At 64.2% G+C, this 24,522-nt stretch carries 19 protein-coding genes; 11 read left to right on the top strand and 8 right to left on the bottom strand.

All coding sequences use genetic code 11. The features are described from left to right. The first annotated feature begins 41 nt into the window (after positions 1-41). Positions 42-920: a glutathione-dependent disulfide-bond oxidoreductase gene (gene yghU, locus A7X65_RS27430; RefSeq protein ID WP_063691167.1), complete on the top strand. Its 879-nt coding sequence runs from the start codon at positions 42-44 to the stop codon at positions 918-920. A 145-nt stretch (positions 921-1,065) separates the two neighbouring features. Here yghU and A7X65_RS27425 read toward each other — a convergent pair whose 3' ends face one another. The 4 genes from A7X65_RS27425 to A7X65_RS27410 all read right to left on the bottom strand — a co-directional run bounded on the left by A7X65_RS27425 (position 1,066) and on the right by A7X65_RS27410 (position 4,720). Then, positions 1,066-1,683, bottom strand: coding sequence for a flavin reductase family protein (locus A7X65_RS27425; RefSeq protein ID WP_063691165.1), 618 nt, complete (start codon positions 1,681-1,683; stop codon positions 1,066-1,068). 185 nt (positions 1,684-1,868) lie between these two features. Further along, on the bottom strand, positions 1,869-3,146 hold the full coding sequence (locus A7X65_RS27420; RefSeq protein ID WP_063691163.1) for an acyl-CoA dehydrogenase family protein: 1,278 nt from the start codon (positions 3,144-3,146) through the stop codon (positions 1,869-1,871). Between the two features lie 300 nt (positions 3,147-3,446). After that, a complete protein-coding gene (locus A7X65_RS27415; protein WP_063691161.1) occupies positions 3,447-3,827 on the bottom strand; it encodes a VOC family protein in 381 nt (126 codons plus the stop codon). Between the two features lie 113 nt (positions 3,828-3,940). Continuing rightward, a complete protein-coding gene (locus A7X65_RS27410; protein ID WP_063691159.1) occupies positions 3,941-4,720 on the bottom strand; it encodes an SDR family NAD(P)-dependent oxidoreductase in 780 nt (259 codons plus the stop codon). Positions 4,721-4,903: 183 nt separating this feature from the next. Here A7X65_RS27410 and A7X65_RS27405 point away from each other — a divergent pair, with 183 nt between their 5' ends. The 3 genes from A7X65_RS27405 to A7X65_RS27395 are packed head-to-tail and all read left to right on the top strand — an operon-like array spanning position 4,904 to position 7,056. Next, entirely contained in the window at positions 4,904-5,692 is a 789-nt protein-coding gene (locus tag A7X65_RS27405) for an enoyl-CoA hydratase/isomerase (RefSeq protein ID WP_063691157.1), read from the top strand. Continuing rightward, entirely contained in the window at positions 5,689-6,675 is a 987-nt protein-coding gene (locus A7X65_RS27400; protein ID WP_063691156.1) for a phosphotransferase family protein, read from the top strand. Before A7X65_RS27405 ends, A7X65_RS27400 begins: the two co-directional genes overlap by 4 nt. A 3-nt stretch (positions 6,676-6,678) precedes the next feature. Then, entirely contained in the window at positions 6,679-7,056 is a 378-nt protein-coding gene (locus A7X65_RS27395; RefSeq protein WP_063691154.1) for a DUF6285 domain-containing protein, read from the top strand. A gap of 339 nt (positions 7,057-7,395) precedes the next feature. Here the strand turns inward: A7X65_RS27395 and A7X65_RS27390 are convergent, their stop codons facing one another. Further along, positions 7,396-8,175 carry an enoyl-CoA hydratase-related protein gene (locus A7X65_RS27390; protein ID WP_063691152.1) on the bottom strand — a complete coding sequence of 260 codons (780 nt, stop codon included), beginning with the start codon at positions 8,173-8,175 and terminating at the stop codon, positions 7,396-7,398. Positions 8,176-8,388: 213 nt separating this feature from the next. Between A7X65_RS27390 and A7X65_RS27385 the strand changes: the two genes are divergently transcribed. Then, a complete protein-coding gene (locus tag A7X65_RS27385; RefSeq protein WP_063691151.1) occupies positions 8,389-9,663 on the top strand; it encodes an acyl-CoA dehydrogenase family protein in 1,275 nt (424 codons plus the stop codon). 250 nt (positions 9,664-9,913) lie between these two features. Here A7X65_RS27385 and A7X65_RS27380 read toward each other — a convergent pair whose 3' ends face one another. Continuing rightward, complete coding sequence (locus A7X65_RS27380) at positions 9,914-11,494, bottom strand: fatty acid--CoA ligase (RefSeq protein ID WP_063691149.1); 1,581 nt, start codon at positions 11,492-11,494, stop codon at positions 9,914-9,916. Positions 11,495-11,735: 241 nt separating this feature from the next. Beyond that, a complete protein-coding gene (locus tag A7X65_RS27375) occupies positions 11,736-12,608 on the bottom strand; it encodes an SDR family oxidoreductase (protein WP_063691147.1) in 873 nt (290 codons plus the stop codon). Between the two features lie 105 nt (positions 12,609-12,713). Between A7X65_RS27375 and A7X65_RS27370 the strand changes: the two genes are divergently transcribed. The 5 genes from A7X65_RS27370 (at position 12,714) to A7X65_RS27350 (ending at position 19,443) form a co-directional block, all read left to right on the top strand. Beyond that, positions 12,714-13,523, top strand: a complete 810-nt coding sequence (locus A7X65_RS27370; RefSeq protein WP_063691145.1) for a crotonase/enoyl-CoA hydratase family protein — start codon at positions 12,714-12,716, stop codon at positions 13,521-13,523. Between the two features lie 167 nt (positions 13,524-13,690). Further along, entirely contained in the window at positions 13,691-15,235 is a 1,545-nt protein-coding gene (locus A7X65_RS27365) for an acyl-CoA synthetase (protein ID WP_063691143.1), read from the top strand. Between the two features lie 124 nt (positions 15,236-15,359). Beyond that, positions 15,360-16,154, top strand: a complete 795-nt coding sequence (locus tag A7X65_RS27360) for an enoyl-CoA hydratase/isomerase family protein (protein ID WP_063691141.1) — start codon at positions 15,360-15,362, stop codon at positions 16,152-16,154. Positions 16,155-16,454: 300 nt separating this feature from the next. Next, a complete protein-coding gene (locus tag A7X65_RS27355; protein ID WP_063691139.1) occupies positions 16,455-16,859 on the top strand; it encodes a YccF domain-containing protein in 405 nt (134 codons plus the stop codon). A 334-nt stretch (positions 16,860-17,193) separates the two neighbouring features. Continuing rightward, complete coding sequence (locus tag A7X65_RS27350) at positions 17,194-19,443, top strand: ABC transporter substrate-binding protein (RefSeq protein ID WP_063691137.1); 2,250 nt, start codon at positions 17,194-17,196, stop codon at positions 19,441-19,443. 191 nt (positions 19,444-19,634) lie between these two features. On the opposite strand, the gene A7X65_RS27345 is transcribed toward A7X65_RS27350, so the two are convergent. After that, positions 19,635-20,042 (bottom strand): hypothetical protein, encoded by a 408-nt coding sequence (locus A7X65_RS27345; protein WP_245323913.1) that lies wholly within the window; start codon positions 20,040-20,042, stop codon positions 19,635-19,637. Positions 20,043-21,732: 1,690 nt separating this feature from the next. Between A7X65_RS27345 and ppc the strand changes: the two genes are divergently transcribed. Continuing rightward, positions 21,733-24,522 (top strand): phosphoenolpyruvate carboxylase, encoded by a 2,790-nt coding sequence (ppc, locus tag A7X65_RS27335; RefSeq protein WP_063691131.1) that lies wholly within the window; start codon positions 21,733-21,735, stop codon positions 24,520-24,522.

The raw sequence follows: 24,522 nt of genomic DNA, 5'->3' as shown, positions 1-24,522 counted from the left end.
GGCTAATTAATGCAGGCGCATCTTTTTGCCGGAGCCCCCGCATGACCGACGCCCCCGCCTACGTACCGCCCAAAGTCTGGACCTGGAACAAGGAGAATGGCGGGCAGTTCGCCAATATCAACCGGCCCATTGCCGGTGCGACCCACGACAAGGAGCTGCCGGTCGGCAAGCATCCCCTTCAGCTCTATTCGCTGGCGACGCCGAACGGGGTGAAGGTCACGGTGATGCTGGAGGAGCTTCTGGCGCTGGGTCACAAGGGCGCCGAATATGACGCCTGGCTGATCAGGATCGGCAACGGCGACCAGTTCGGCAGCGGCTTCGTCGACATCAACCCGAACTCCAAGATCCCCGCGCTGATGGATCGCTCCGGTCCGGAGCCGATCCGGGTGTTCGAATCCGCCTCGATCCTGTTCTACCTCGCCGAGAAGTTCGGCGGCGCCTTCCTGCCGAAGGAGATCAAGGCCCGCGCCGACACCATGTCGTGGCTGTTCTGGCAGATGGGCAGCGCGCCCTATCTCGGCGGCGGCTTCGGCCATTTCTATGCCTACGCCCCGTTCAAGATCGAATACGCCATCGATCGCTTCGCGATGGAGGTCAAGCGTCAGCTCGACGTGCTCGACCGTCGCCTCGCCGACAACGAGTACCTCGCGGGCAAGGAATATACGATCGCCGACATGGCGGTGTGGCCGTGGTACGGCGCGCTTGCCAAGGGGCTGGTCTACGGCGCCGGTGAATTCCTCTCCGTGCAGGACTACAAGAACGTGCAGCGCTGGACCGACCAGATCGCGCAGCGCCCGGCCGTCAAGCGCGGCCGCATGGTCAACCGCGTCTCCGGCGATCCCGCCAGCCAGCTCCACGAGCGTCACGACGCTGGCGATTTCGAGACCAAGACGCAGGACAAGCTCGAGGCCGCGAAGTAGTTGATGGTCTCTTCGCCTCTCCCTGCTTGCGGGGAGAGGTCGAATTCGAGCTAGGTCTCGTAGGGTGGGCAAAGCGAAGCGTGCCCACCAATCGGCGTGATGCGCACGAAAGACGTGGGCACGGCGCTCTGCGCCTTTGCCCACCCTATGACTTCTTCACACCTTCCGCCGCCGGAAACACCACGCGGTCATCCGTGCGGCAATAGCGGTCGGCGAACATGCGGCCGATCGGGTGATAGCGGTCCATGTGCACCCGCATCGCCTTGTCGTCCCACAACTCGTCGCGGATATGGAAGTGGATGCCTTCGCCCATGATCAGGCGGCGATCGTCGTTGACGTCGATCAGCTTCCAAAGCTTGCACTCCATCGCCCAGGGCGCGTCTGCGAGGCGCGGCACGGCGATTGCCGTTGAAGGCGCGAGCTTCAGGCCGAGATAATCGGGCTCGCCGATCTCGGGCGGAAAGTCGCCGCTCGACTCGTGCATCGCCTGCGCCAGTGGCTCATCGGCGAGGTTGACCACGAACTCGCCGGTGCGCTGGATGTTGAGAAAGGTGTCCTTGTCCTGTCCGTTCGGCTTGCGGTTCGCCGCGAACATGCAGAGCGGCGGATCCTCACAGAAGGCGTTGAAGAAGCTGAACGGCGCGGCGTTGACGACGCCGGTCGGGCCGACCGAAGTCACCCAGGCGATCGGCCGCGGCAGGATGAAGGACGTCAGCACCTTGTAGCGCTCGCGTGGCGTCAGCTCGCTGGCGGCGTAGTCCATGGCGGCTCCTGGAAGGGGGAGAGCTTGCCTTCTTCATCTCGCCCCGCTTGCGGGGAGAGGTCGCATCGCATCGAAGATGCGATGCGGGTGAGGGGGTACAGGTCGGTCGACAATCTCACGTGTGGAGAGAGCCCCTCACCCCAACCTTCTCCCCGTAAGAACGGGGAGAGGGAGAGGAGAGACCTTTACGCCATGCTCAGCTCGTGGCGTCCCACCACCATCCAGTGCACCTCGTCCGGACCGTCCGCGAAGCGGAGGTGACGGACGTCCTGGTACATCTCCGCCAGCGGGGTCCAGTGCGAGATGCCGGTGGCACCGTGCATCTGGATGGCCTGGTCGATGATCTTGCAGGCGCGCTCGGGCACCATCGCCTTGACCATGGAAACCCAGACGCGGGCCTCCTTGTTGCCGAGCACGTCCATCGCCTTGGCGGCCTTCAGCACCATCAGCCGCATCGCCTCGATCTCGCAGCGGGCCTGCGCGATGATCTGCATGTTGCCGCCGAGATGGGCGATCTTCTTGCCGAAGGCTTCGCGGGTGAGGCCACGCTGCACCATCAGGTCGAGCGCCTTCTCGGCCTTGCCGATGGTGCGCATGCAATGATGGATGCGGCCGGGTCCGAGGCGGAGCTGCGAGATCTCGAAGCCGCGGCCTTCGCCGAGCAGCATGTTCTCCTTGGGCACACGCACATTGTTGAAGCGCATGTGCATGTGGCCGCGCGGGGCGTGGTCCTGGCCGAACACGTACATGGGGCCGAGCACCTCGACGCCGGGCGTGTCGCGCGGCACCAGGATCTGCGACTGCTGCTTGCTGGGCGCCGCGTCCGGATTGGTCTTCACCATCACGATGAGGATCTTGCAGCGGGGATCGCCGAGGCCGGAGATGTAGTACTTCTCGCCGTTGATGACCCATTCGTCGCCGACGAGCTTTGCCGTGGTCGAGATGTTCTTGGCGTCGGAGGACGCGACGTTCGGCTCGGTCATGACATAGGCCGAACGGATCTCGCCGTTCATCAGCGGCTTCAGCCACTTCTCCTTCTGCTCCTTGGTGCCGACGCGTTCCAGCACCTCCATGTTGCCGGTGTCGGGCGCCGAGCAGTTCATGGTCTCGGAGGCCAGCGGGCTCTTGCCGAGCTCGGCGGCGATATAGGCGTAGTCGAGGTTCTTCAGGCCCTGGCCGGTCTCGTCGTCGGGCAGGAAGAAGTTCCAGAGGCCTTCCTGCTTGGCCTTGTTCTTCGCCTTCTCCAGCACTTCGAGCTGCTTCGGCGTGAAGCTCCAGCGGTCTTCCTTGGTCTCGCCCGCCTTGGCGAACTCGATCGACATCGGCTCGACGGTGTCGCGGATGAACTTCTTGACGTGGTCGTAGAGCGGCCGGACCTGGTCCGACATGCGGAGGTCGTTGAGCTCGTCGCCGGGGTTGAGGGTGTAGTTGGTGGTGCGGGGAATGTAGGTGTGTTTTGTCATTGTTCCTCCCGGAGGCGCTGAGTTCGTGCTGGCCGGGAGAATAGTCGCAGCGCCGCCAAAGTGCGAGCGCGTATTTTCTCGCGCGAGCCATCCCACGCGATGGAATTTCGCAAGGGCGTTTGAAATGTTGTTTGAATGGGGTGTGTTGGGCGCGCCGGGCACAGCCGCGCGCCACACTCTCCGCCGTCATCGCCCGCGCAGGCGGGCGATCCAGTACTCCGAGACGGTCGTGATTGAACCGAGAAGCCGCGGCGTACTGGATTCTCCGCCTTCGCGGGAAATGACAGCGTCCTGGCTAGATCAGCTCGGCAGCCGGTGCATCGCGCAGATCTTGTTGCCGTCGAGGTCGCGCAAATAGGCGAGATAGAGCTTGTTGCCCGCGCCCTCGCGGATGCCGGGCGGATTCTCGATCGGCGTTCCGCCGGCGGCAACTCCGGCGGCATGCCACTTGTCGACCTGCTCGGGCGAGTTGGCGGCAAAGCCGATCGTGGCGCCGTTCGCGCAGGTCGCCGGCTCGCCGTTGATCGGCTTGGTCACCGAGAACACGCCGGTCTTGGTGAAATAGAAGATTCGGTGGCCGTCGACCTTGGCCGGGCGCACCTCGAGCGTGCTGAGCAGGCTGTCGTAGAACGCCTTGGCCTTGTCGAGGTCGTTAGTGCCGATCATGATGTGTGAGAACATTAGCCTTGCCCCTCAGAGTTTGTCGCCCGGATGGAGCGTAGCGCAATCCGCGGCTGTTCGCTTCTTGTTGTCCCGGATTGCGCTTTGCTCCATCCGGGCTACGAGCTCAGAAATCAGAACGCCGTATAGCCGCCGTCGATCACGAACGTATCGGCCGTATGATACGACGACGCCTTGCTCATCAGGTAGACGGCGATGCCGCCGAAGTCGGATGCCTCGCCGAAGCGACGCATCGGAATCCGCGGCATCACGTTGGCGACGAACTTCTCGTTGGCCATGATGCCGGCGGTCATGTCGCTCTTGATCCAGCCGGGCAGGATCGCGTTCGCCGTGACGCCATGGCGCGCCAGCTCGACGCCGAGCGCGCGCACCAGCGCGTTGATCGCGGCCTTGGTCGCCGCGTAGTGCTCGTTGCGCGCGGTGCCGAAGATCGAGGCGAGGCTCGAGGTCGCCACCAGCCGGCCGAACGGATCGCCGGCATTGGCGCGCTCGGTCATGTGCCTGGCCGCGGCCTGGAAGGCGTGGAAGACGCCGTCGAGATTGGTGGCGAACATCGTACGCCATTCCTCCTCGGTGCGCTCGATGAAGGAGCGCCGTCCGCCGCCGCCGATGCCGGCATTGGCGAAGCAGCCGTCGACCCGACCGAAGGTGTCGAGCGTCGCCTTCATCGCGGCATTGACCGAGGCCGGATCGGTGACGTCGCAGACGCGGCTGTCGACCTTGCCTGACAGCCCCGCCATGCTCGCGGCAGCGGCCTTGTTCTTGTCAGCATTGCGGCCCCAGATCGAGACGTTGCAGCCCTGGCCCGCGAGCGCCTGCGCGATGCCGAGCCCGATACCGCCATTGCCGCCGGTGATCACGGCGACGCGTCCGGTGAGGTCGAAAAGGTTCATGGCGTTTCCTGTATTTTGCAAATTCCTGGCAATCCCGGCATGAGGCGCATCAGCCGCTGCGCGCAAGATTGCTTGCTATGCTCCGATCACCATGGACAAGACCGCGACAAAAATCAAATATGCGCGCCGGAACAGGCAAATTCCGGTCTGCGAAACATCGCGGCCGCAACCGACGAGGAAACAATGCAATTCAAGCACGTCACGCTCGATTTCGATGGTTCGGTCGCCATCCTCAGGCTCGACCATCAGGAGGTGATGAACGCGGTCTCCGTGGACATGCTCGGCGGCCTTGCCGAGGCGCTCGACACGATCGAGGAGAAGAAGGACGAGGTGCGCTGCGTCGTGCTGACCGGCGCGGGCCGCGCCTTCTGCACCGGCGCGAATTTGCAGGGCCGCAACAACCAGTCGAAGAAGACCAAGGCCGGCCTGACGCTGGAGACCGGCTTCCATCCCTTCCTGCGCCGCATCCGCAATCTGCACTGCCCGATCATCACCGCGGTCAACGGCCCGGCGGCGGGCGCGGGCATGAGCTTCGCGCTGCTCGGCGACATGATCCTGTGTGCGCGCTCGTCCTATTTCCTGCAGGCCTTCCGCCGCATCGGCCTCGTGCCGGATTGCGGCTCGACCTGGCTCTTGCCGCGCCTCGTCGGCCGCGCACGCTCGATCGAATTGTCGCTGATGGGCGAGCGGCTGCCGGCCGAGAAGGCGCTGGAATGGGGCCTCATCAACCGCGTCTATGACGACGGCGTGCTGATGGAGGAGGCGATGAAGCTCGCGCGCGAGCTCGCCAGCGGTCCGACGGTGGCGCTGGCGCTGATCCGCAAGCTCTATTGGGACAGCCCGGAAAACTCCTTCGAGGACCAGCTCAATCTCGAATTCCAGTGCCAGCTCCGCGCCGGCGACACCCAGGATTTCCGCGAAGGTGTCGGCGCGTTCCTGGAGAAGCGGCCTGCGCAGTTCAAGGGCAAATGATCGAGGCGGAGCTTTCGCGCAGCGTCCGGCGCTGGTGCAAGGGCGCGACCGGCGTCACCGGTGCGGCAAAACTGTCCGGCGGCGCCAGTCAGGAGACCTGGCGCTTCGACATCGTGCATCCCGACGGGCCGATCGGCGCGATCCTGCGCCGTTCGCCCAAGGGCTATGGTGCAGCTCCAACGCGCGCGGCGGGGCTCGCCGCCGAAGCGCAACTGATGCAGCTCGCCTTCGAGGCCGGCGTGCCGTCGCCGCGCGTGATGCATGTGCTCGTGCCGGAGGAAGATCTCGGCACCGGCTTCATCATGCAGCGGGTCGAGGGCGAGACCATCGCGCGCAAGATTCTTCGCGATGACGAATATGCGGCGGCGCGGCCGTTGCTCGCGCGCCAGATCGGCGGCGTGCTGGCCGGGCTGCACCGGCTGCCGCAGGACAAGCTGCCGGAATTGCGCAGCCGCGGCGCGACCCAGGAAATCGCCGAGTTCGAGCGCGACTATCGCAGCCTGAACTGGCCCAAGCCCGTGTTCGAGCTGGCGCTGCGCTGGCTGCGCGACCACGATCCCGGCCCGTCGGGTGAGACCACGCTGGTGCATGGCGATTTCCGCAACGGCAATCTCATCATCGGCGCCGACGGCGTTCGCGCGGTGCTCGACTGGGAGCTCGCCCATCTCGGCGATCCCATGGAGGATCTCGGCTGGGTCTGCGTCAACTCGTGGCGCTTCGGCGAGATCGACAAGCCCGTGGGCGGGTTCGGCTCGCGCGAGGATCTGTTCGCCGGCTATGAGGCCGCGGGCCGCAGGGTGGATCCCGCGCGCGTAAAATTCTGGGAAGTGATGGGGACGCTGCGCTGGGGCATCATGTGCGGCGGCATGATGCAGCGGTTCCGCGAGGGACCTGACCATTCCATGGAGCGCGCCATGATCGGCCGCCGCGCCAGCGAGACCGAGATCGATCTGTTGCGGCTCTTGGCGCCGCGCGGGAGCTGACGCATGCAGGACGAACCCACGCCGATCGAGCTGACCAAATCGGTCGCCGACTTCCTCCGGGGCGACATCGCACCGCTGATCTCCGGCCACCAGGCCTTCAAGCTGCGCGTCGCCATCAACATCCTCGATCTCGTCACGCGGCAGCTGACGCAGGAGGAGCAGAGTGATGCTGCGGAGGTGGAACGGCTCCGCGCAATGCTCGGCATCGAGGGCTCCGTCACCGAGCTCAACCGCGCACTCGCCGAGCGCATCGCAAAAGGCGAGGTCGACCTGGCGACGCCGGGATTGGCGGAGCACCTGTGGGCGACCACGATGGACAAGCTCGCCGTCGATCAGCCGAACTACGCCTCGTACAAGCGGGAGCTGGGGCGCAATCCGTAGGATGGGTAGAGCGCAGCGAAACCCATCGTCTCACGCCTCGCCACGCCATTGATGGGTTTCGCTGCGCTCTACCCATCCTACGCGCTCCCTCCACCGTCATTGCGCGGAGCCCGCGACAAAATTGCGAAGCAATTTTGCGCTGGCGACGAAGCAATCCAGACCGTCGCCGCATAGGCAGCCTGGATTGCTTCGCTTCGCTCGCAATGACGGTATTGAGGGAGCGACGTCTCACGCTCCGCCGTCATGCCCGGGCTTGTCCCGGGCATCCACGTTCTTCGTATCGCGCGTCAGGACGTGGATGGCCGGGACGAGCCCGGCCATGACGGGTGCCGAGAAAGCCTACTTCCCCACCCATTTCGGCGGCCGCTTCTCCGAGAACGCCTTCGGCCCCTCGATGTAATCCTGCGAGGCCGCCATCGCTTGCACGGCCGGATAGTCGCGCTGCTCCCCGATCGCCTGCTCCAGCGACACGCCGAGGCCGCGCTGGATGGCCTGCTTGGATGCGCGGATCGACATGGGCGAGTTCTTGGTGATCAGCTCCGCCCAGCGCAGCGCGGCCGTCAACGCTTCGCCCTGCGGCACCACCTCGTTGACGAAGCCAAGCTCGAGACCTTCCTTGGCGCTGACATGGCGTGCGGTGAGGATCATGCCCATGGCGCGCTTCAGCCCGATCTGGCGCGGCAGCCGGTGCAGGCCGCCAGCGAGTGCGGCGAGGCCCACGCGGGGCTCGGGCAGGGCGAAGGTCGCGTTCTCCGAGGCGATGATCAGGTCGCAGGCGAGCGCGATCTCGAAGCCGCCGCCCATCGCGACGCCGTTCACCGCGGCGATGATCGGCTTGTCGCAGTCGAATCGCGAGGTGAGGCCGGCAAAGCCGCCCTTGTCCCAGCCGCGCTTGCCGCCCGCCGCCTGCCACTTCAGATCATTGCCGGCGCAGAATGCCTTGTCGCCGCTGCCGGTGACGATCGCGATCCACTGCTCGGGATCGGCGGAGAAATCGTCGAACACCTTCTGCAGCTCGAAATGCGCATCCGTGTGCAGCGCGTTGTAGACCTCGGGCCGCGACAGCGTGACGATCGTGATCGGCCCCTTGCGTTCCACCTTGGAAAATTTCAGCTCCATCGCGCGCTCCCGCATTTTCTCGTGAAGGAATATTGGCGTCATACTACCGCGCGCCCGCGTCAGAGCACCATCGAATTGCGCTGGTGCGCTTTGCATAGCCGGCACGTCTCGGCTTGCTTGACTTGGCCGCGCTCTTCTCACCTTAATCGTGCGAAGCAAAAATGCGCCTAGCGCCTTAACGCAAAACGATAAAATCAATCCGGGAGAGAACCTGTGGATTTCTCATTGCCTGCCGATCTCGTCGCCTATCTCGCAGAGCTCGACCGTTTCATCGAACGCGAGATCAAGCCGCTCGAACAAGCCGACGACAACATCCGCTTCTTCGACCATCGCCGCGAATGGGCGCGCACCGATTTCGAGAATGGCGGCCTGCCGCGCCACGAATGGGAGCAGCTTTTGCGCAAGGCCAAGGATCTCGCCGACGCGGCCGGCCATCTGCGCTTTCCGGTGTCGAAGCAATATGGCGGCAAGGACGGCTCCAACCTCTGGATGGCCGTGATCCGCGAGCACTTTGCCGCGAAGGGCCTCGGCCTGCACAATGACCTGCAGAACGAGCACTCCGTCGTCGGCAATTTCCCTGTCGTCACCATGCTCGACCGTTACGGCCGCGAAGACCAGAAAGCGATGATCGACGGCTCGATCAAGGGCAAGTACCGCATCACCTTCGGCCTGACCGAACCGCATCACGGCTCGGACGCGACCCACATGGAGACGCGCGCGGTGCCGGCGATCCGCGGCAACGTCAAGGGCTGGATCATCAACGGCGAGAAGATGTGGACGACCGGCATGCATGTCGCGACACACTGCGCGCTGTTCGCGCGTACGTCAGGCAATGACGGCGATGCCCGCGGCATCACCTGCTTCCTGGTGCCCGCCAAGAGCCACGGCGTGAAGGTCGAGGAATACATGTGGACCTTCAACATGCCGACCGACCATCCCCGCGTCAGCTTCACCGACGTGTTCGTGCCTGAAGACGCGCTGTTCGGCGAGGTCGGCCGCGGTCTGTCGCTGGCGCAATGTTTCGTCCACCAGAACCGCATCCGTCAGGCCGCAAGCTCGTTGGGCGCCGCCGTCTACTGCATCAACGAGAGCGTGAAGTACGCGCGCGAGCGAAAGCCGTTCGGCCGGGCGCTGGCCGAGAACCAGGCGATCCAGTTCCCTCTGGTCGAGCTCGCCACCCAAGCCGAGATGTTGCGCCTGTTGATCCGCAAGACAGCCTGGGAGATGGACCAGCTCACCGAGGAACAGATCGAGCGCACGCTCTCCGACCGCGTCTCGATGTGCAACTACTGGGCAAATCGCCTCTGCTGCGAATCCGCCGACCGCGCCATGCAGGTCCATGGCGGCATGGGCTATTCACGCCACAAGCCGTTCGAGCACATCTACCGCCACCACCGCCGCTACCGCATCACGGAAGGCAGCGAGGAGATCCAGATGCGGAAGGTGGCGGGGTTCCTGTTCGGCTATATGGGGCCGGGGAAGCATTAGCGACTCCCACCGGCTGGGTTGGATGGGTAGAGCGAAGCGAAACCCATCATGCTCCCGCAATTGCAGGAAGACGATGGGTTTCGCTTCGCTCTACCCATCCTACGGACTGCGCGCTCGATTCACTGGATTGCTTCGTCGCAAGGGCTCCTCGCAATGACGGTGGAGGGAGGCGCGCTTTCCGCTCCCACACCGTCATTGCGAGCGCAGCGAAGCAATCCAGAAATGTCACCACGGCAGGATTTCGGATTAATCAATTCACCCTTCGGTCCTTCCCCGCCCAGTACGGCTCGCGCAACTGCCGCCGCAAGATCTTGCCGCTCGGATTGCGCGGCAGGGCCGGCAGGAACTCCACGCTCTTCGGCGTCTTGTAGCCGGCGATGCGTTCGCGGGTGAAGTTGATGATGTCGGTGGCGGTTGCTTCCTTGCCTGGCTTCATCACCACCACGGCCTTCACCGCCTCGCCCCATTTGTCGTCGGGCACGCCAATCACGGCGGCCTCGGCGACGTCAGGGTGATCGCACAGCGCGCTCTCGACCTCGGCGGGGTAGATGTTCTCGCCGCCGGAGATGATCATGTCCTTGATGCGGTCGTGGATGTAGAGGTAGCCGTCCTCGTCCATGTAGCCGGCATCACCGGTGCGCAGCCAGCCGTCGCCGCGCAGCGTCGAGGCGGTCGCTTCAGGCAGATTCCAGTAGCCGGCCATGTTGGAGCCCGAGCGCGTCGCGATCTCGCCGACCTCGCGCGGCGGCAGCGGCCTGCCGTCGGCGTCGAGGATAGCGATCTCGACGCCCGGCAGCGCCTTGCCGGCGGAGCGCATCCGCTCCAGACCCTCGACGTGATCCTCCGGCGGCAGCGCGACGATGGTGCCCGTCGTCTCGGTCATGCCGTACATCTGCACGAAGCCGCATTTGAAGATTTCGATGCACTCCTTCAGCAGCGCCGCCGGGATCGGCGAGGCGCCGTACAGCATGTATTTCAGCCTGGAGAAATCGACCGTCTTCGCGCGCGGCTGCCGCACCACGAACTGCATCGCGGCCGGCACCATGAACAGCTTGGTGATGCCGGATTGCTCGAAGAAGTCCAGCACCTTGGTCGGATCGAATTCGCGCGCGATCACGCCGCGGGCGCCGTGATAGAGCCCCATCACGCCCCAGCCGGAGCCGCCGATATGGAAGATCGGCATCGCGACCAGCGACACGTCGTCCGTGGACCACCGGTTCCATTCCGGCTTGTCCTCGGCATTGCCTGTCTGCACCAGGTTGAGGAAATTCGCGTGGCTCAGCATCGCGCCCTTCGGCTTGCCCGTCGTGCCCGACGTGTAGAGCTGGATCGCGATGTCCTTCGTGTCGATCGGCACCCTCGGGTCCTCGCCGCTCTGCGCGTCGCGCCACGCGGCAAAATCCTGCCATTCCGGCGCGCCGCCTTCCGTGGTGATGATCGTGCGCACGCCGGGAAGCTGGTCCTTGATCTGGCGCACCTGGGTGATGAACTCAGGCCCTGCGAACAGCACCGGCGCCTTGCAGTCGGCGACGATGAAGGCGACCTCGGGCCCCGCGAGCCGCCAATTCACCGGCGCCATCACCACACCGGCCTTCATCGCGCCCATCAGCAGTTCGAAATAGAGGTCGCTGTTCTTGCCGAGATAGGCGATGCGGTCGCCTTTCTTCACGCCCATCGCGATCAAGGCGTTCGCCACCTTGTTGGTCCTAGTGTCGAACTCGGCAAAGCTGGTGGCGCGGCCCTCGAACTCATAGGCGATGGCACTGCCGCGGCTCGTCGCGCGCTCGCGCACCATGTCGGTGAGGTCAGCCAGTTTCGGTGATGTGGACATGTCTCTCCCGGGGTGTCTTGCTTTTTATGCGGGGGAGTGTGGCGGCATCTTGGGGTGAAGACAAGGTGGGGGAGGGGCGCGCAGATCTCTCAACGCCGTCGTCCCGGCCTAGTGCGCAATTGCGCACGGGGGCCGGGACCCATAACCACTCAACGCAATCTGGCGAAGACTGGTCATGACCAATCTTCGCCAAACCAAACTCGGTGGTAATGGGTCCTGGCTTTCGCCAGGACGACAATAATCACCCCCGCTTCGCGCGGTCCTTCTCGTTCTGCGCCATGATGCTCTCGCGCGCGGTCTTCCAGTCGTCGTCGCTCCAGTCGCGGAGCTGGTAGAAATTGCCGCCCATGGCGAGCGCCTGTGCGCCGTCCATGGCGATGGTCTCGCCGTTGATCCAGTCGCAGCCGCCGGAGATCAGGAACACCGCGAGGTTCTGCAGCTCCTCCATGGTGCCGACGCGGCCCATCGGGTTCATCGCCTTCGTGCGCGCGCCGGCTTCGTCGCCGGGCTTGATGCGCTTGCTCATGCCCTCGGTCGGGATCTCGCCCGGCGCGATGGTGTTGAGGCGGATGCCGTAGCGGCCCCATTCGGTCGCGAGCGACATCGTCATGGCGTGGATCGCCGATTTGCTCATCGCCGACGGCACCACATAGGGCGAGCCGTTGCGCACCCAGGTCACCGTGATCGAGACGACGTTGCCGGGCTGCTTTAGGGCGATCCAGCGTTTGCCGATCGCCTGCGTCACGTAGAACGTGCCGTGCATGACGATGTTGGCGACGGCATCGAAGCCGCGCGGCGACAGCTCCTCGCTGCGAGAGATGAAATTGCCGGCGGCGTTGTTGATGAGATCGGTGAGGGGCGCCTCGCGGAAGATGTTCTCGACCATCTCCTCGACCGCGAGCGCGTTGCGGATGTCGACGCCGTGGCTGGTGACGCGGCCGCCATACTCCGCCATCAGCTCGGTCGCGGTCTCGTCACACACGATCTTGCGCCGGCCGCAGATATGCACCTCGGCGCCGAGCTGGAGGAAGCGCGCCGCCATCGATTTGCCGAGCCCGGTGCCGCCGCCGGTCACGAGAATGCGCCGCCCAGCCAGAAGATTTTCCTTGAACATGGCTGTTTCTCCCGTACGGATTGTCAGTTAATTGGTCGATTGACTAAATCCGGCCGCCGTCTTTCTGTAAAGCGGCACCGAACAAGAACAGGGGAGAATTCATCCATGGAAGAGCGCGTCTCGATTTCGATCTCGGAAGGCGTCGCCGACGTGCGCCTGGTGCGCGCCGACAAGATGAATGCGCTCGATCAGGCCATGTTCGAGGCTCTTGTCGCGGCAACCGAGCGGCTTTCGAAGGAAAAAGGCGTGCGCGCCGTCGTGCTCTCCGGCGAGGGCCGCGCCTTCTGCGCCGGTCTCGACATGGGGCGTTTTGCCGCCATGAAGGAGAAGGGCGGCAACGGAATTCCGGGTGGCGAAAATCGCGATCTCACCAAGCGCACGCATGGGCAGGCAAACTTTCCACAGCAAGCGGTATGGGGATGGCGTCAGCTTCCGGTGCCGGTGATCGCCGCCGTGCATGGCGTTGCCTTCGGCGGCGGCTTCCAGCTCTCGCTCGGCGCCGACATGCGTTTCCTCAGCGCCGATGCGCGGATGTCGATCATGGAGATCAAATGGGGCCTCGTGCCTGACATGGCGGGCACGCCGATCCTGGCTTCGCTGGTGCGCGACGACATCCTGCGCGATCTCACCTATACCGGCCGCATCTTCTCCGCGCAGGAGGCGATGGCTTACGGCCTCGCGACGCGCATCTGCGATGATCCGCGCGCGGCCGCGCTCGAAGTCGCGCGCGAGATCGCGGGCAAGAGCCCCGATGCGATCCGCGCCGCCAAGCGCCTGCTGAACAACCTCTCGGTCGATCCCGGCCCCGCGCTGCTCGCGGAGTCCGTCGAGCAGCAGAAGCTGATCGGCAGTGCGAACCAGACCGAGGCCGTGCGCTCCAATCTGGAGAAGCGCGCGGCGAAATATGCGGATTGATTGTCTCTCCGTCATGGCCGGGCAAAAGCGCGAAACGCGTCTTGGCGCAAGATGTCCCGGCCATCCACGTTCTTGATGCAAGCGACGAGCAAGAACGTGGATCACCGGGACAAGCCCGGTGATGACGACCAACGAACACCGCCGCTGAACAACAAAGAAAAACAAAAATGAGCGAAACGTCCCCTTTCCTCGGCATCGTCTCCGGCGAGCGCCGCCGTTCCCACGCCGAGGTCGCCGATCGTGCCGACCGCATCGCGTCCGGCCTCGCCAGGATCGGCGTGCGCCAGGGCGATTGCGTCTGTATGCTGATGCGCAACGACATCGCCTTCCTGGAGGCCGCCTACGCTGCGATGCGCCTCGGGGCCTATGGCGTGCCCATCAACTGGCACTTCAAGCCGGAGGAGATCAACTACATCCTGAACGACACCGGCACGTCCGTCCTGATCGGACACGCCGATATGCTGCATGCCCTGCGCGATGCGATCCCCGCGGGCGTCACGGTACTCAGCGTGCCGACGCCGCCGGAGATCCTGTCGAATTACAAGATCGACCCCGACCATCTGGCGACACCGGACTTCGCGACCGATCTCGAATCCTGGCTCGCGCAATTCCAGCCCTATGACGGCCCGGTCGTGCCGCAGCCGATGAACATGATCTACACGTCAGGCACCACCGGCCATCCCAAGGGCGTGCGCCGCAATGCGCCGACGCCGGATCAGCAGGCCGCCGGCGAGCGCATGCGCGCGATGATCTACGGGCTCAAGCCCGGCGCCCGCGCAATCCTGCCGGGCCCGCTCTATCATTCCGCGCCGAACTCCTTCGGCATCCGCGCCGGCAAGCTCGGAGGCGTGCTGGTGCTGATGCCGCGCTTCGAGGCCGAAGAATTCCTGGAGCTGATCGAGCGCTACAGGATCGACACCATCTTCATGGTGCCGACCATGTTCATCCGCCTGATGAAGCTGCCGGAGGCGGTACGCAAAAAGTACGACGTCTCGTCGCTGCGCCACATCATCCACGCCGCCGCGCCGTGCCCGGCCGACGTCAAGCGCGCCATGATCGAATGGTGGGGGCCGGTGATCTACGAATTCTACGGCTCGACCGAATCCAGCGCCGTCACCTTCGCGACCTCGGAGGACGCGCTGAAGAAGCCCGGCACGGTCGGCAAGATATCGCCCGGCGCCGAGCTGCGCTTCATCGGCGAGGACGGACGCGTGCTCGGCGTCGGCGAGATCGGCGAGATCTACTCGCGCATGGCCGAGATGGCCGATTTCACCTACCACAACAAGCCGGAGAAGCGCGCCGAGATCGACCGCGACGGCTTCATCACCTCCGGCGATGTCGGTTATATCGACGAGGACGGCTATGTCTTCATCTGCGACCGCAAGCGCGACATGGTGATCTCGGGCGGCGTCAACATCTACCCGGCCGAGATCGAGTCCGTGCTGCACGCCGTGCCCGGCGTGCATGATTGCGCCGTGTTCGGCATCCCCGACGCCGAGTTCGGCGAGGCGCTGATGGCCGTGGTCGAGCCGCAATCCGGCATCACGCTCGACGCCGCCGATGTCCGTGCGCGCTTGAAGGCCTCGCTCGCCGATTACAAGGTGCCCAAGCACATCGAGATCCGCAGCGGATTGCCGCGCGAAGATTCCGGCAAGATCTTCAAGCGTCGCCTGCGCGATCCCTATTGGGAGCAGGCCGGGCGGAAGATTTGAGAAGGTGCCGTAGGGTGGGCAAAGCGAAGCGTGCCCACCAAATTTGCTTACGGAGACAGGTGGTGGGCACGGCGCAAGCGCGCCTTTGCCCACCCTACCAGATAGGGGACAGGGAGACACATTCATGACCGACGCCGCGAAAGAAGTCCTCTACACGGTCGCCGACCACATCGCGACCATCACCCTGAACGCGCCGGAGCGCATGAACACCATCTCCGGTCCGATGCTGAACGATCTCGCGCGCCTCCTGACCGAGGCCAACGAGGACAGGAACGTCCGCGTCGTCATCCTCACCGGCAAGGGCAGGGCGTTCTGCGCCGGCCTCGACCTGCGCAAGGAGCGCGACGGCAACGGCCTCAGCGCGGCGTCCTCGCCGACCACGATCAATCTCCGCAACACCCCGCCGACCGTGTTGCAGGCGATGGACAAGCCGACGATCTGCGCCGTCAATGGCGGCGCGGCCGGCTACGGCATGGACACCGCGCTCGGCTGCGACATCCGCATCATGGCGGAGTCCTCGAAGCTCGCCGCCGCCTTCGTCAAGCGCGGCGTCGTGCCGGAATCCGGCGGCACCTGGCTGCTGCCGCGCATGCTCGGCTGGGCCAAGGCTTCCGAGCTGATCTTCACCGGCCGCACGCTCAGCGCGCGCGAATGCCTCGAATGGGGCCTCGCCAACGAGGTCGTGCCGGACGCCGAGCTGATGACCCGCGCCAATGCGATCGCCCGCGAGATCGCCGCCAACGCGCCGCTGGCCGTGCAGGCCTCCAAGCGCATGATGCGGATGGGCCTCAACGAAAACTTCCACGACCACGTCCACCACGTCTATCTCCAGCTCCTGCCGCTGTTCAAAACCCAGGACATGGCCGAAGGCATGAAGGCGTTCATGGAGAAGCGCGAGCCGAAATTCGAGGGACGGTAGCCGGTTGTGCGTAGCCCCAGGGCAATCGCCGTGGGAGCGATTTCGCCGGCGGCCATCCTTCGAGACGCCCGCCGTCGGCGGACCCTCAGGATGAAGACCTGGTGCGCGGCACCAGTTTCGACGGGCGCCAATGCTGCTTAGCCTCATCCTGGGGAGACCGCTGAAAGCGGTCGTCTCGAAGGACGAGGCGCGCGCTCCGCTCGCGGAAAGCGCGATATGCGCTCCATCCGGGCTGCGCCGTCTTAGCAGAGACAGATTTCGTGCCTATATTGACGGGGTCACTGACCTCCGGATCATGCCATGACCCCCGTTTCCATCCTGCTCAACATCCTCTGGATCCTCATCGGCGGCGCCTGGATGGCGTTTGGCTGGGTGATCGCCGCGGTCATCATGGCCGTCACCATCATCGGCCTGCCCTGGGCGCGGGCGGCGTTCAACATCGCCGTCTACACGCTGCTGCCGTTCGGCTCGCGCGCGGTCAATCGCTACGATGTCACCGGTGTCGAGGATATCGGCACCGGCCCCCTCGGGGTGATCGGCAATATCATCTGGTTCGTGCTCGCCGGCTGGTGGCTGGCGCTCGGCCACCTTCTGACTGCGCTGGTTCTGGCGGTCACCATCATCGGCATCCCCTTCGCCTGGGCCCATCTCAAGCTCGCCGGCATCGCGCTGTGGCCGATCGGCAAGGTGATTGTGCCGGCCTGATTACTCCGTCCTTCGCGCAATGCGTAGCCCGGATGGAGCGCAGCGCAATCCGGGAGCCGCTGCATCGGGGAGCGGCCTTTCTTCGGCTGCGGCTTGTGCCCAAGAGAGAGATCATGACATTGGTTTAAGCGCGTCCCTAGTCGAGCTCGCAGGATGGGTAGAGCGTAAGCGAAACCCATCAAACCGTCCGCCGATGACGAAACAAGGATGGGTTTCGCAAGGGCTCTACCCATCCTGCGCGCTTGAAAAGTGCTCCCAGCGGCGGCAATCTCGGCCTGATTGAGGTCTCGATCTGGAGAATCTCGGCTTATGCCGATCGATGCGAGGATCGACCATGAAGCCGCGGCTTACGATGTGGCTTGCCGTTGTTGCGGGCGTCGTGCTGGTGCTCGCCGTCGCGTGGGCCGCCGTCCTCTGGACCCGCCCGGAGCCTGTTCGCATCGCATTCGCCAATTCGCTCTCTGGCCCGTCCGCCGCGACCGGGACGGAAAGCCTGGTCGCGACGCAGCTTGCAATCGACGAGGTGAACGCCAAGGGGGGTGTCAACGGACGGCCGATTGAGCTCGTTCTGTTCGACGACGCAAGCAATCCAGCCGTGGCGCGCGCGAATGCGCAGGCGATTGCCGACAGCCCGTGCGTCGCTGTGCTCGGACACTACCTCAGCTCCGCGTCGCTCGCGGCAGCGCCGGTATACAAGGATGCGCGGATACCGGCACTCACGGGAAGCTCGGCTGCCGACGAGCTGACATCCGGCAGTGACTATTATTTTCGTGCGCTGTCGCCGGTCTCTGTGCAGGCGCGCTCGATCGCGGAACATCTGCGCGCCGTGATGAAGGAGCCAAAAGTCCGTCTCGTTCACACGCGCGATTCCTACGGCAAGAGTTTTGAGCGTGGATTTGCGACGGCCTATCCGGCGGAGCAGTTGCGTGTGTTCGGACTGGACGTCGCAGCCGGTCAGATCGGATCGACGGATGAGGCGCTGGACTCTGCCGCGCAGGAGTCCGGGCCCGCCGTTATCGTCGTCGGCGCGGCAACCGATTTTAGCGCAGACATCGTCAAGGCGCTCCGCCGCCGCGGTATCAAGGGAACGATCATTGCATCCCAAGCCGCGGCACGCGAAAGTTATTTGCAGAATTTCGCCAATGAGCCCGAGGAAAAAGCGCATCCCGGTTTCTTTAGCGACAATCTGTATGCTGCTTCCTCGCTGATGTTCGACAGTGCCGGCGTGGCAGCGCAGGTCTTTGCCGCCGACTACAAAGCGAAAGCGGGAACCTCGCCAAGCTGGGTTGCCGGCGGCTCGTATGACGCTGCGCGTCTGATGATCGATGCGCTGAAACGAGCTGCCGTCCATCCCCGGTTCATGGGGCAGGGGATCCAGAAACGATCCGACAGCAAGGTTGCAGATCGCGACCGCGTGCGCGTCGCGCTCGCCGCGATCGACAGTCCGAAATCGGCGGTCGTCGGGCTGACTGGGCGGCTCTATTTCAACGCGAACCGCGACATTCCGCGCCCGATCCGACTGGGTTTCTTCCGTTACGGTTTGTTCGTCACTGCGCCGCTGCAACTCGTGCCCATCGATCAGCCCTATGGAATCGATCTCGCCGCGGAACGAGAGGCGGGTCATGTTGTCATGTTCGGCGACCGACACTACTGGATACAGCGCGTCGTTTATACCGGCATCGACATTGTTCGCGTCACCCGGATCGACGTGAGACAGAATTCGTTCAGCGTCGACTTCTATCTTTGGATGCGGTTCGCCGGCGACGATGAGGCGCAGACCCATGTCGAATTTCCGGCCTTGGCGGATCGCGGGGCGTTCGATCCGGCTCAGCCAATTCAGGCTGGCCGAGAAGACGGCCTGAGCTATCGGCTCTATCGTATCAGCAGCGATTTCAAGGCTCGTTTCGATCTCCATGACTATCCATTCGACACGCAGCAACTGCGCCTACATCTCCAGAACACGGAACAGCGTCGGGAACTCATCACCTACGTCATCGATCGGTTCGGCTTACGCCTCGCCGACGATGGAAACTCGCGGGCCGAGGACGGGGCCTATTCCGGACTTCAGCTCTGGCGATTTATCGGACTGAGCTATTTCGTCGATTCCCTGTCCACCGGATCGACGCTCGGAAGGGCGTCTTTGTTTGGTGCCGAGGCAAGTATGGAGTTTGCCGGCTTCAATGCGGTCATCACGTTGCGCCGCACCTCCGCCATCTACATGCTGAAGAACCTGCTGCCGCTGTTTCTGCTCGTGCTCGTCGTATTCGCCACGCTGTTCTTTCCCGAAACTATGTTTCGTGAACGCGTGACGATTCCGGTGACCTCGATCCTGGCGAGCGCGGTGCTGCTCGTGGCGGTGAACGGACAGATCGGCGATGTCGGGTACACGGTGGTCGTCGAAGAGATGTTCTACATTTTCTTCGTGCTATGCCTGATGACGATGTTGGCGGGCTACAAACATGAAAAACTTCGGGACGCCGGCCGAAAGCGCGCCGCTGTCGTTTTGGATCACGCAGCGCAGGTGATTTATGCCGGGACGGTGCTCGCGGTCATCGTCGTGCTCTACCGGCGCTATGCCGGATGAGGCAAGCGCGGACACCTCGCCGGCCCGCCATATCTTCGTGAAATTCGCGGGATGTAGGATGGGTAGAGCGTAAGCGAAACCCATCAAGCCGTTCGCCGATGACGAAACAATGATGGGTTTCGCAAGGGCTCAACCCATCCTACGCGCTACGGCGGAACAAGAACGTTCGATCTGCCCTGCCAGGAGTGTCCTCAGATTTCGCAATCGGTCAAATTCAATGCTCTGCGCAAGCCACCAAACGCCTTGAGCCGGCAGGGCTCGATATCGCTGACCGGCTTTGAACGCTGGAAATTGGCAGTTCGTTTGATAACGGTTGCCTTCTTCGGCTTGGGACGTTCAGCGGTCGCGATCTTCTTCTGATTGTGCCGATGACGGACGATCGGCTCCGGCTCGGACGAAACGATATGGCTGTCTTCTAGCGGAGCAACGCGGTCTTCGACCTGTGTCGGCATCTCGCTGCTCGCAGCGACAACTTCGAGGCGATCGGCCTTCGCCAAGGCGTCATGTGAAGCAGAAATGCCTGCGTTTTGCTCGGCAAGCGGCTGGACGATCGCGGCTGCGCGACGCGATGGAGCTCTCAGCTCCATTGCTGACAGCATCCCTACACTCAACAGGATAAGGAGGCCCAACAACGCCATTCTCAGCATAATGCGCCTCTAACCTAGGTTAGTGCCGCTGATAATCCTCGGCTCCAATAAGGCGACTTGTCGGCGGCTGCCCGACTCACGACGAAACATTTGCCGGCAGGGTTAACGTCGTGATGTTCCCCGCACGTATCGAGAATGCCGCCGCTTACATCCGTTTCCGCGAGCAGACCGCACCTGGTCACGAGTTTGTTGGTGTGCCGTTGCTGACTTACCGCAGGCATCGCGGTGTGGACCGTTTGTGACGCATTGCAAAGTGGGATGGATAGAGCGCCAGCGAAACTCATCAATCTCTCCGCCTATGACGAGGCATGATGGGTTTCGCAAGGGCTCAACCCATCCTACGCCTTGACTTCGCCTTGCGGAGCGTTAACGGACCAACGACGGACACGGCCGCGACGCCCTTGTGACCCGAAGGGAAAGTGCAATAGGCCACCACTGCCCCGATATGTGCTAATGTCCCTTCGCTATTGGGACGCTTTGATGGGCAAGATTGATTATGTAGAAGTGTCGCGGGCCGCACATGAGCTTGGGGCGCGTCATGGCGCGAATGTCGCTGGGCCATATGCGATGCAACTTGCAGAACAAGCCAGAGTCAGGGGCGACATGGATGAACAAGCCTTCTGGGAGGCTGTCGCCCAGTCGCTAAAGCCTCGGTAAGGCCGCGCCTTACGCCCACCATTCCCGCGCCATCCGACGGGCAAACCAGCCACATGCAGGTCAAGGGGCTTCAGTGCAAAATATTCTGATTGACCGAATTCTCGGTTTCGGGTAAACCGCATTCCATCCCGGCCCGTCAAAGGGACGTTTCGCGATCGTCACGATACGTAGGCCGGGATGCGATGGACGCGGCAGCGCCGGCGCGGGGCGGGATGGCAGGGCGGGCGAGCCCCGTGAGCCATCCATCATCCGCGAACGACACGGCGCTGTCACAGCGTTTCCTTTTGGCTTCGGGGGCGAGCACGCGCGAGCTTCCGGATGTTTCGGGAGGAACGTCCGCGGACGGTAAAAGCGTGTGGTCCTGACGCCCGGGGTCTGTGCGTCAAGGCTTGCGGTGGTGAGCGGCCCGACCGGGCGCGCGCATCGATCATCCGCAAGGCGACGGGGGCAATAGTGCATCGCTTCCCGGGGAGAGCGCGCCATAAGCCGTAAAACCATTGCGCAGGGAAGGCCGGGATGTCCCGGCGTCACCTGTGGTCACCCCGCGTGCGTTTCTCGCGTGCGGATCCTGGGTGCCAGCCGGCGCCCGGCCTTCCCTGCGCCCTCTGTTCTCGATAAGGGGGAAACGGACAGCACAGCTTCGGGCGCCTGCGCCGCGAGAGCGCGAAGGCATGTTTGTTGATGGCTCTGGTCATATTTTCGTGCCCCGGACGCAGCGCAGCGTCTCTTTGACGGTGCGCTGCAGAGCCGGGGCCCATCTCTCCGGATCTTGCCGTGTGGCTTTCTGGGTCCCGGCTCAGCGCAGCAACGCCATAAGCGCGTTCACGCGCGTCTTCGACACGCTAAGGGCGTTGCAGCGCGTCCGGGACACGAGGGGCGGCGGCACTGTGCGCCGCCCCCAAGTTCATCTTGCACTGCGGTAGAAAAATATCGCACACTCCTGGGACCGGGGAGCCGTAGAGCGCTCGAACCAGGGAGCGAGCCGATGTCCCTCCAGACCGTACCGTCCGACGCCACCGAACAGCGTTCCAACCGCCCTGAGGACGTTCAGGCGCTGGAGGCGGATGCGCGGTTGCGCGACGATATCCGCCTGCTCGGGCGCATCCTGGGCGACACGGTGCGTGACCAGGAGGGCGCCGATGTGTTCGACCTGGTCGAGCGCATCCGCCAGACCTCGATCCGGTTCCACCGCGACGAGGACCGGCTCGCCCGCCGCGAGCTCGAACAGATCCTCGACAGCATGTCGACCTCGGAGACGGTGCGGATCGTCCGCGCCTTCAGCTATTTCTCCCACCTCGCCAACATCGCCGAGGACCAGAACAACATCCGCCAGATGCGCGCCGGCAAGGGCGGCGGCTCCGGCGTGCTGGCCGAGACGCTCGCCCATGCCAAGGCGGCAGGCATCGGCGCCGATGCCTTGCGCAATTTCTTCAGGAGCGCGCTGGTCAGCCCGGTGCTGACCGCGCACCCGACCGAGGTCCGCCGCAAGAGCACGATGGACCGCGAGATGGAGGTCGCCGGCCTGCTCGACCGCCGCGAGCGCGTTGCGCTGACCGCGGAGGAGGCCGCCGCCAGCGACGAGCAGCTCCGCCGCGAGGTGCTGACGCTGTGGCAGACCAATCTGCTCCGCCGGACCAAGCTCACCGTGCTGGACGAGGTCGCCAACGGCCTGTCCTTCTACGACTACACCTTCCTCCGCGAGGTGCCGCGGCTGGTCAACGTGCTGGAGGATCGGCTGGAGGAGGCCGGCGAGCAGGCCGCGAGCGAGCTCGCCTCGTTCCTGCGCATGGGCAGCTGGATCGGCGGCGACCGCGACGGCAATCCCTTCGTCACCGCCGACGTCATGCGCGGCACGCTGCGGCTGCAGTCGAGCCGGGTGATGCAGTTCTATCTCAATGAGCTGCATGTGCTCGGCTCGGAACTGTCGATCGCGGCGCACCTCGCCGACGTCTCGGAAGAGCTGCGTAACCTCGCGGAGCGCTCGCCGGACACCTCGCCGCACCGGAGCGGCGAGCCCTACCGGCTCGCGGTCTCCGGCATCTATGCGCGCCTCACCGCGACGGCTGAAGCGCTCGAGGTCGAGATCACCCGCCGGCCGGTCGGCAGGGGCCGGCCCTACGAGAGCGTCAAGGAGCTGCAGGCCGATCTCGACGTGCTGCACCGCTCGCTGATCTCCAACAATGCCCGCGTCATCGCCCGCGGCCGCCTGCGGCTGCTGCGGCGTGCGGTGGATTGCTTCGGTTTCCACCTGGCCCGGCTCGACATCCGCCAGAATTCCGCCGTGCATGAGCGCACCATCGCCGAGCTGATGGACGCCGCTAATCCCGGCATGTCCTATCTCGCGCTCGGCGAAGAGGCGCGCATCTCGCTGCTCACCAACGAGCTGCGCTCGACGCGCGCGCTGGTCTCGCCCTTCGTCAAGTACAGCGACGAGACCATGGGCGAGCTCAACGTCTTCCATGCCGCTGCGGAAGCGCATGCGAAGTTCGGCTCGGATGCGATTCCCCAGTGCATCATCTCGATGTGCAAGGGCATGTCCGACATGCTCGAGGTCGCCGTGCTGCTGAAGGAGGTCGGCCTCGTTCATCCCTCCGGGCGCAGTGCCATCAATGTCGTGCCGCTGTTCGAGACCATCGAGGATCTGCAGGCCTCATCCGGCATCATGGACCGCATGCTGTCGCTGCACGATTACCGCCGCCTCGTCGACAGCCGCGGCAGTGTGCAGGAGGTCATGCTCGGCTATTCCGACAGCAACAAGGACGGCGGCTTCGTCACCTCGGGCTGGGAGCTCTACAAGGCCGAGATCGGCCTCGTCGAGGTGTTCGAGCGCCATGGCGTACGGCTGCGCCTGTTCCATGGCCGCGGCGGCTCGGTCGGCCGCGGCGGCGGTCCGAGCTACGACGCCATCATCGCCCAGCCTGGCGGCGCCGTGAACGGCCAGATCCGCATCACCGAGCAGGGCGAGATCATCTCGTCGAAATATTCCAACGCCGAGGTCGGCCGCAACAATCTGGAGATCCTGGCCGCCGCGACGCTGGAGGCGAGCCTCTTGCATCCGCGCCAGAGCGCGCCGCGCCGCGAATATCTGACCGCGATGGACGAATTGTCGAACCTCGCCTTCAAGGCCTATCGCGGCCTGGTCTACGAGACCGACGGCTTCGTCGATTATTTCTGGTCGTCCACCGTCATCAACGAGATCGCGACGCTGAACATCGGCAGCCGCCCGGCTTCGCGCAAGAAGACCCGCGCCATCGAGGATTTGCGCGCGATTCCCTGGGTGTTCTCCTGGGCGCAATGCCGCCTGATGCTGCCGGGCTGGTACGGCTTCGGCAGCGCGGTCGAGCAATGGATCGCGGCGCATCCCGACCAGGGCATGCCGTTCCTGAAAGAGCTCTACAAGGAATGGCCGTTCTTCCGCATGCTGCTGTCCAACATGGACATGGTGCTCGCCAAAAGCTCGATCGCGATCGCCTCGCGCTATGCCGAGCTCGTGCCCGACGAAGCCTTGCGCGAAAAGATTTTTGGCCGCATCCGCCGCGAATGGCATTCCTGCATCGAGACGCTGCTCGACATCATGGGTCAGGACCGGCTGCTGCAAGGCAATCCGCTGCTGGAGCGCTCGGTGCGCCACCGCTTCCCCTATCTCGATCCGCTCAACCACGTGCAGGTCGAGCTCTTGAAAGAGCACCGGGCGCAGAACCCGGACGAGCAGGTGCTGCGCGGGATTCAGCTCACGATCAACGGGATTTCGGCGGGGCTGCGGAATACGGGGTAG

This window comes from Bradyrhizobium stylosanthis, assembly GCF_001641335.1.
GTDB classification, from domain to species: Bacteria; Pseudomonadota; Alphaproteobacteria; order Rhizobiales; family Xanthobacteraceae; genus Bradyrhizobium; species Bradyrhizobium stylosanthis.
Note: the sequence above shows the minus strand (reverse complement) of the source record. Positions and strands in the feature narration are given on the sequence as shown.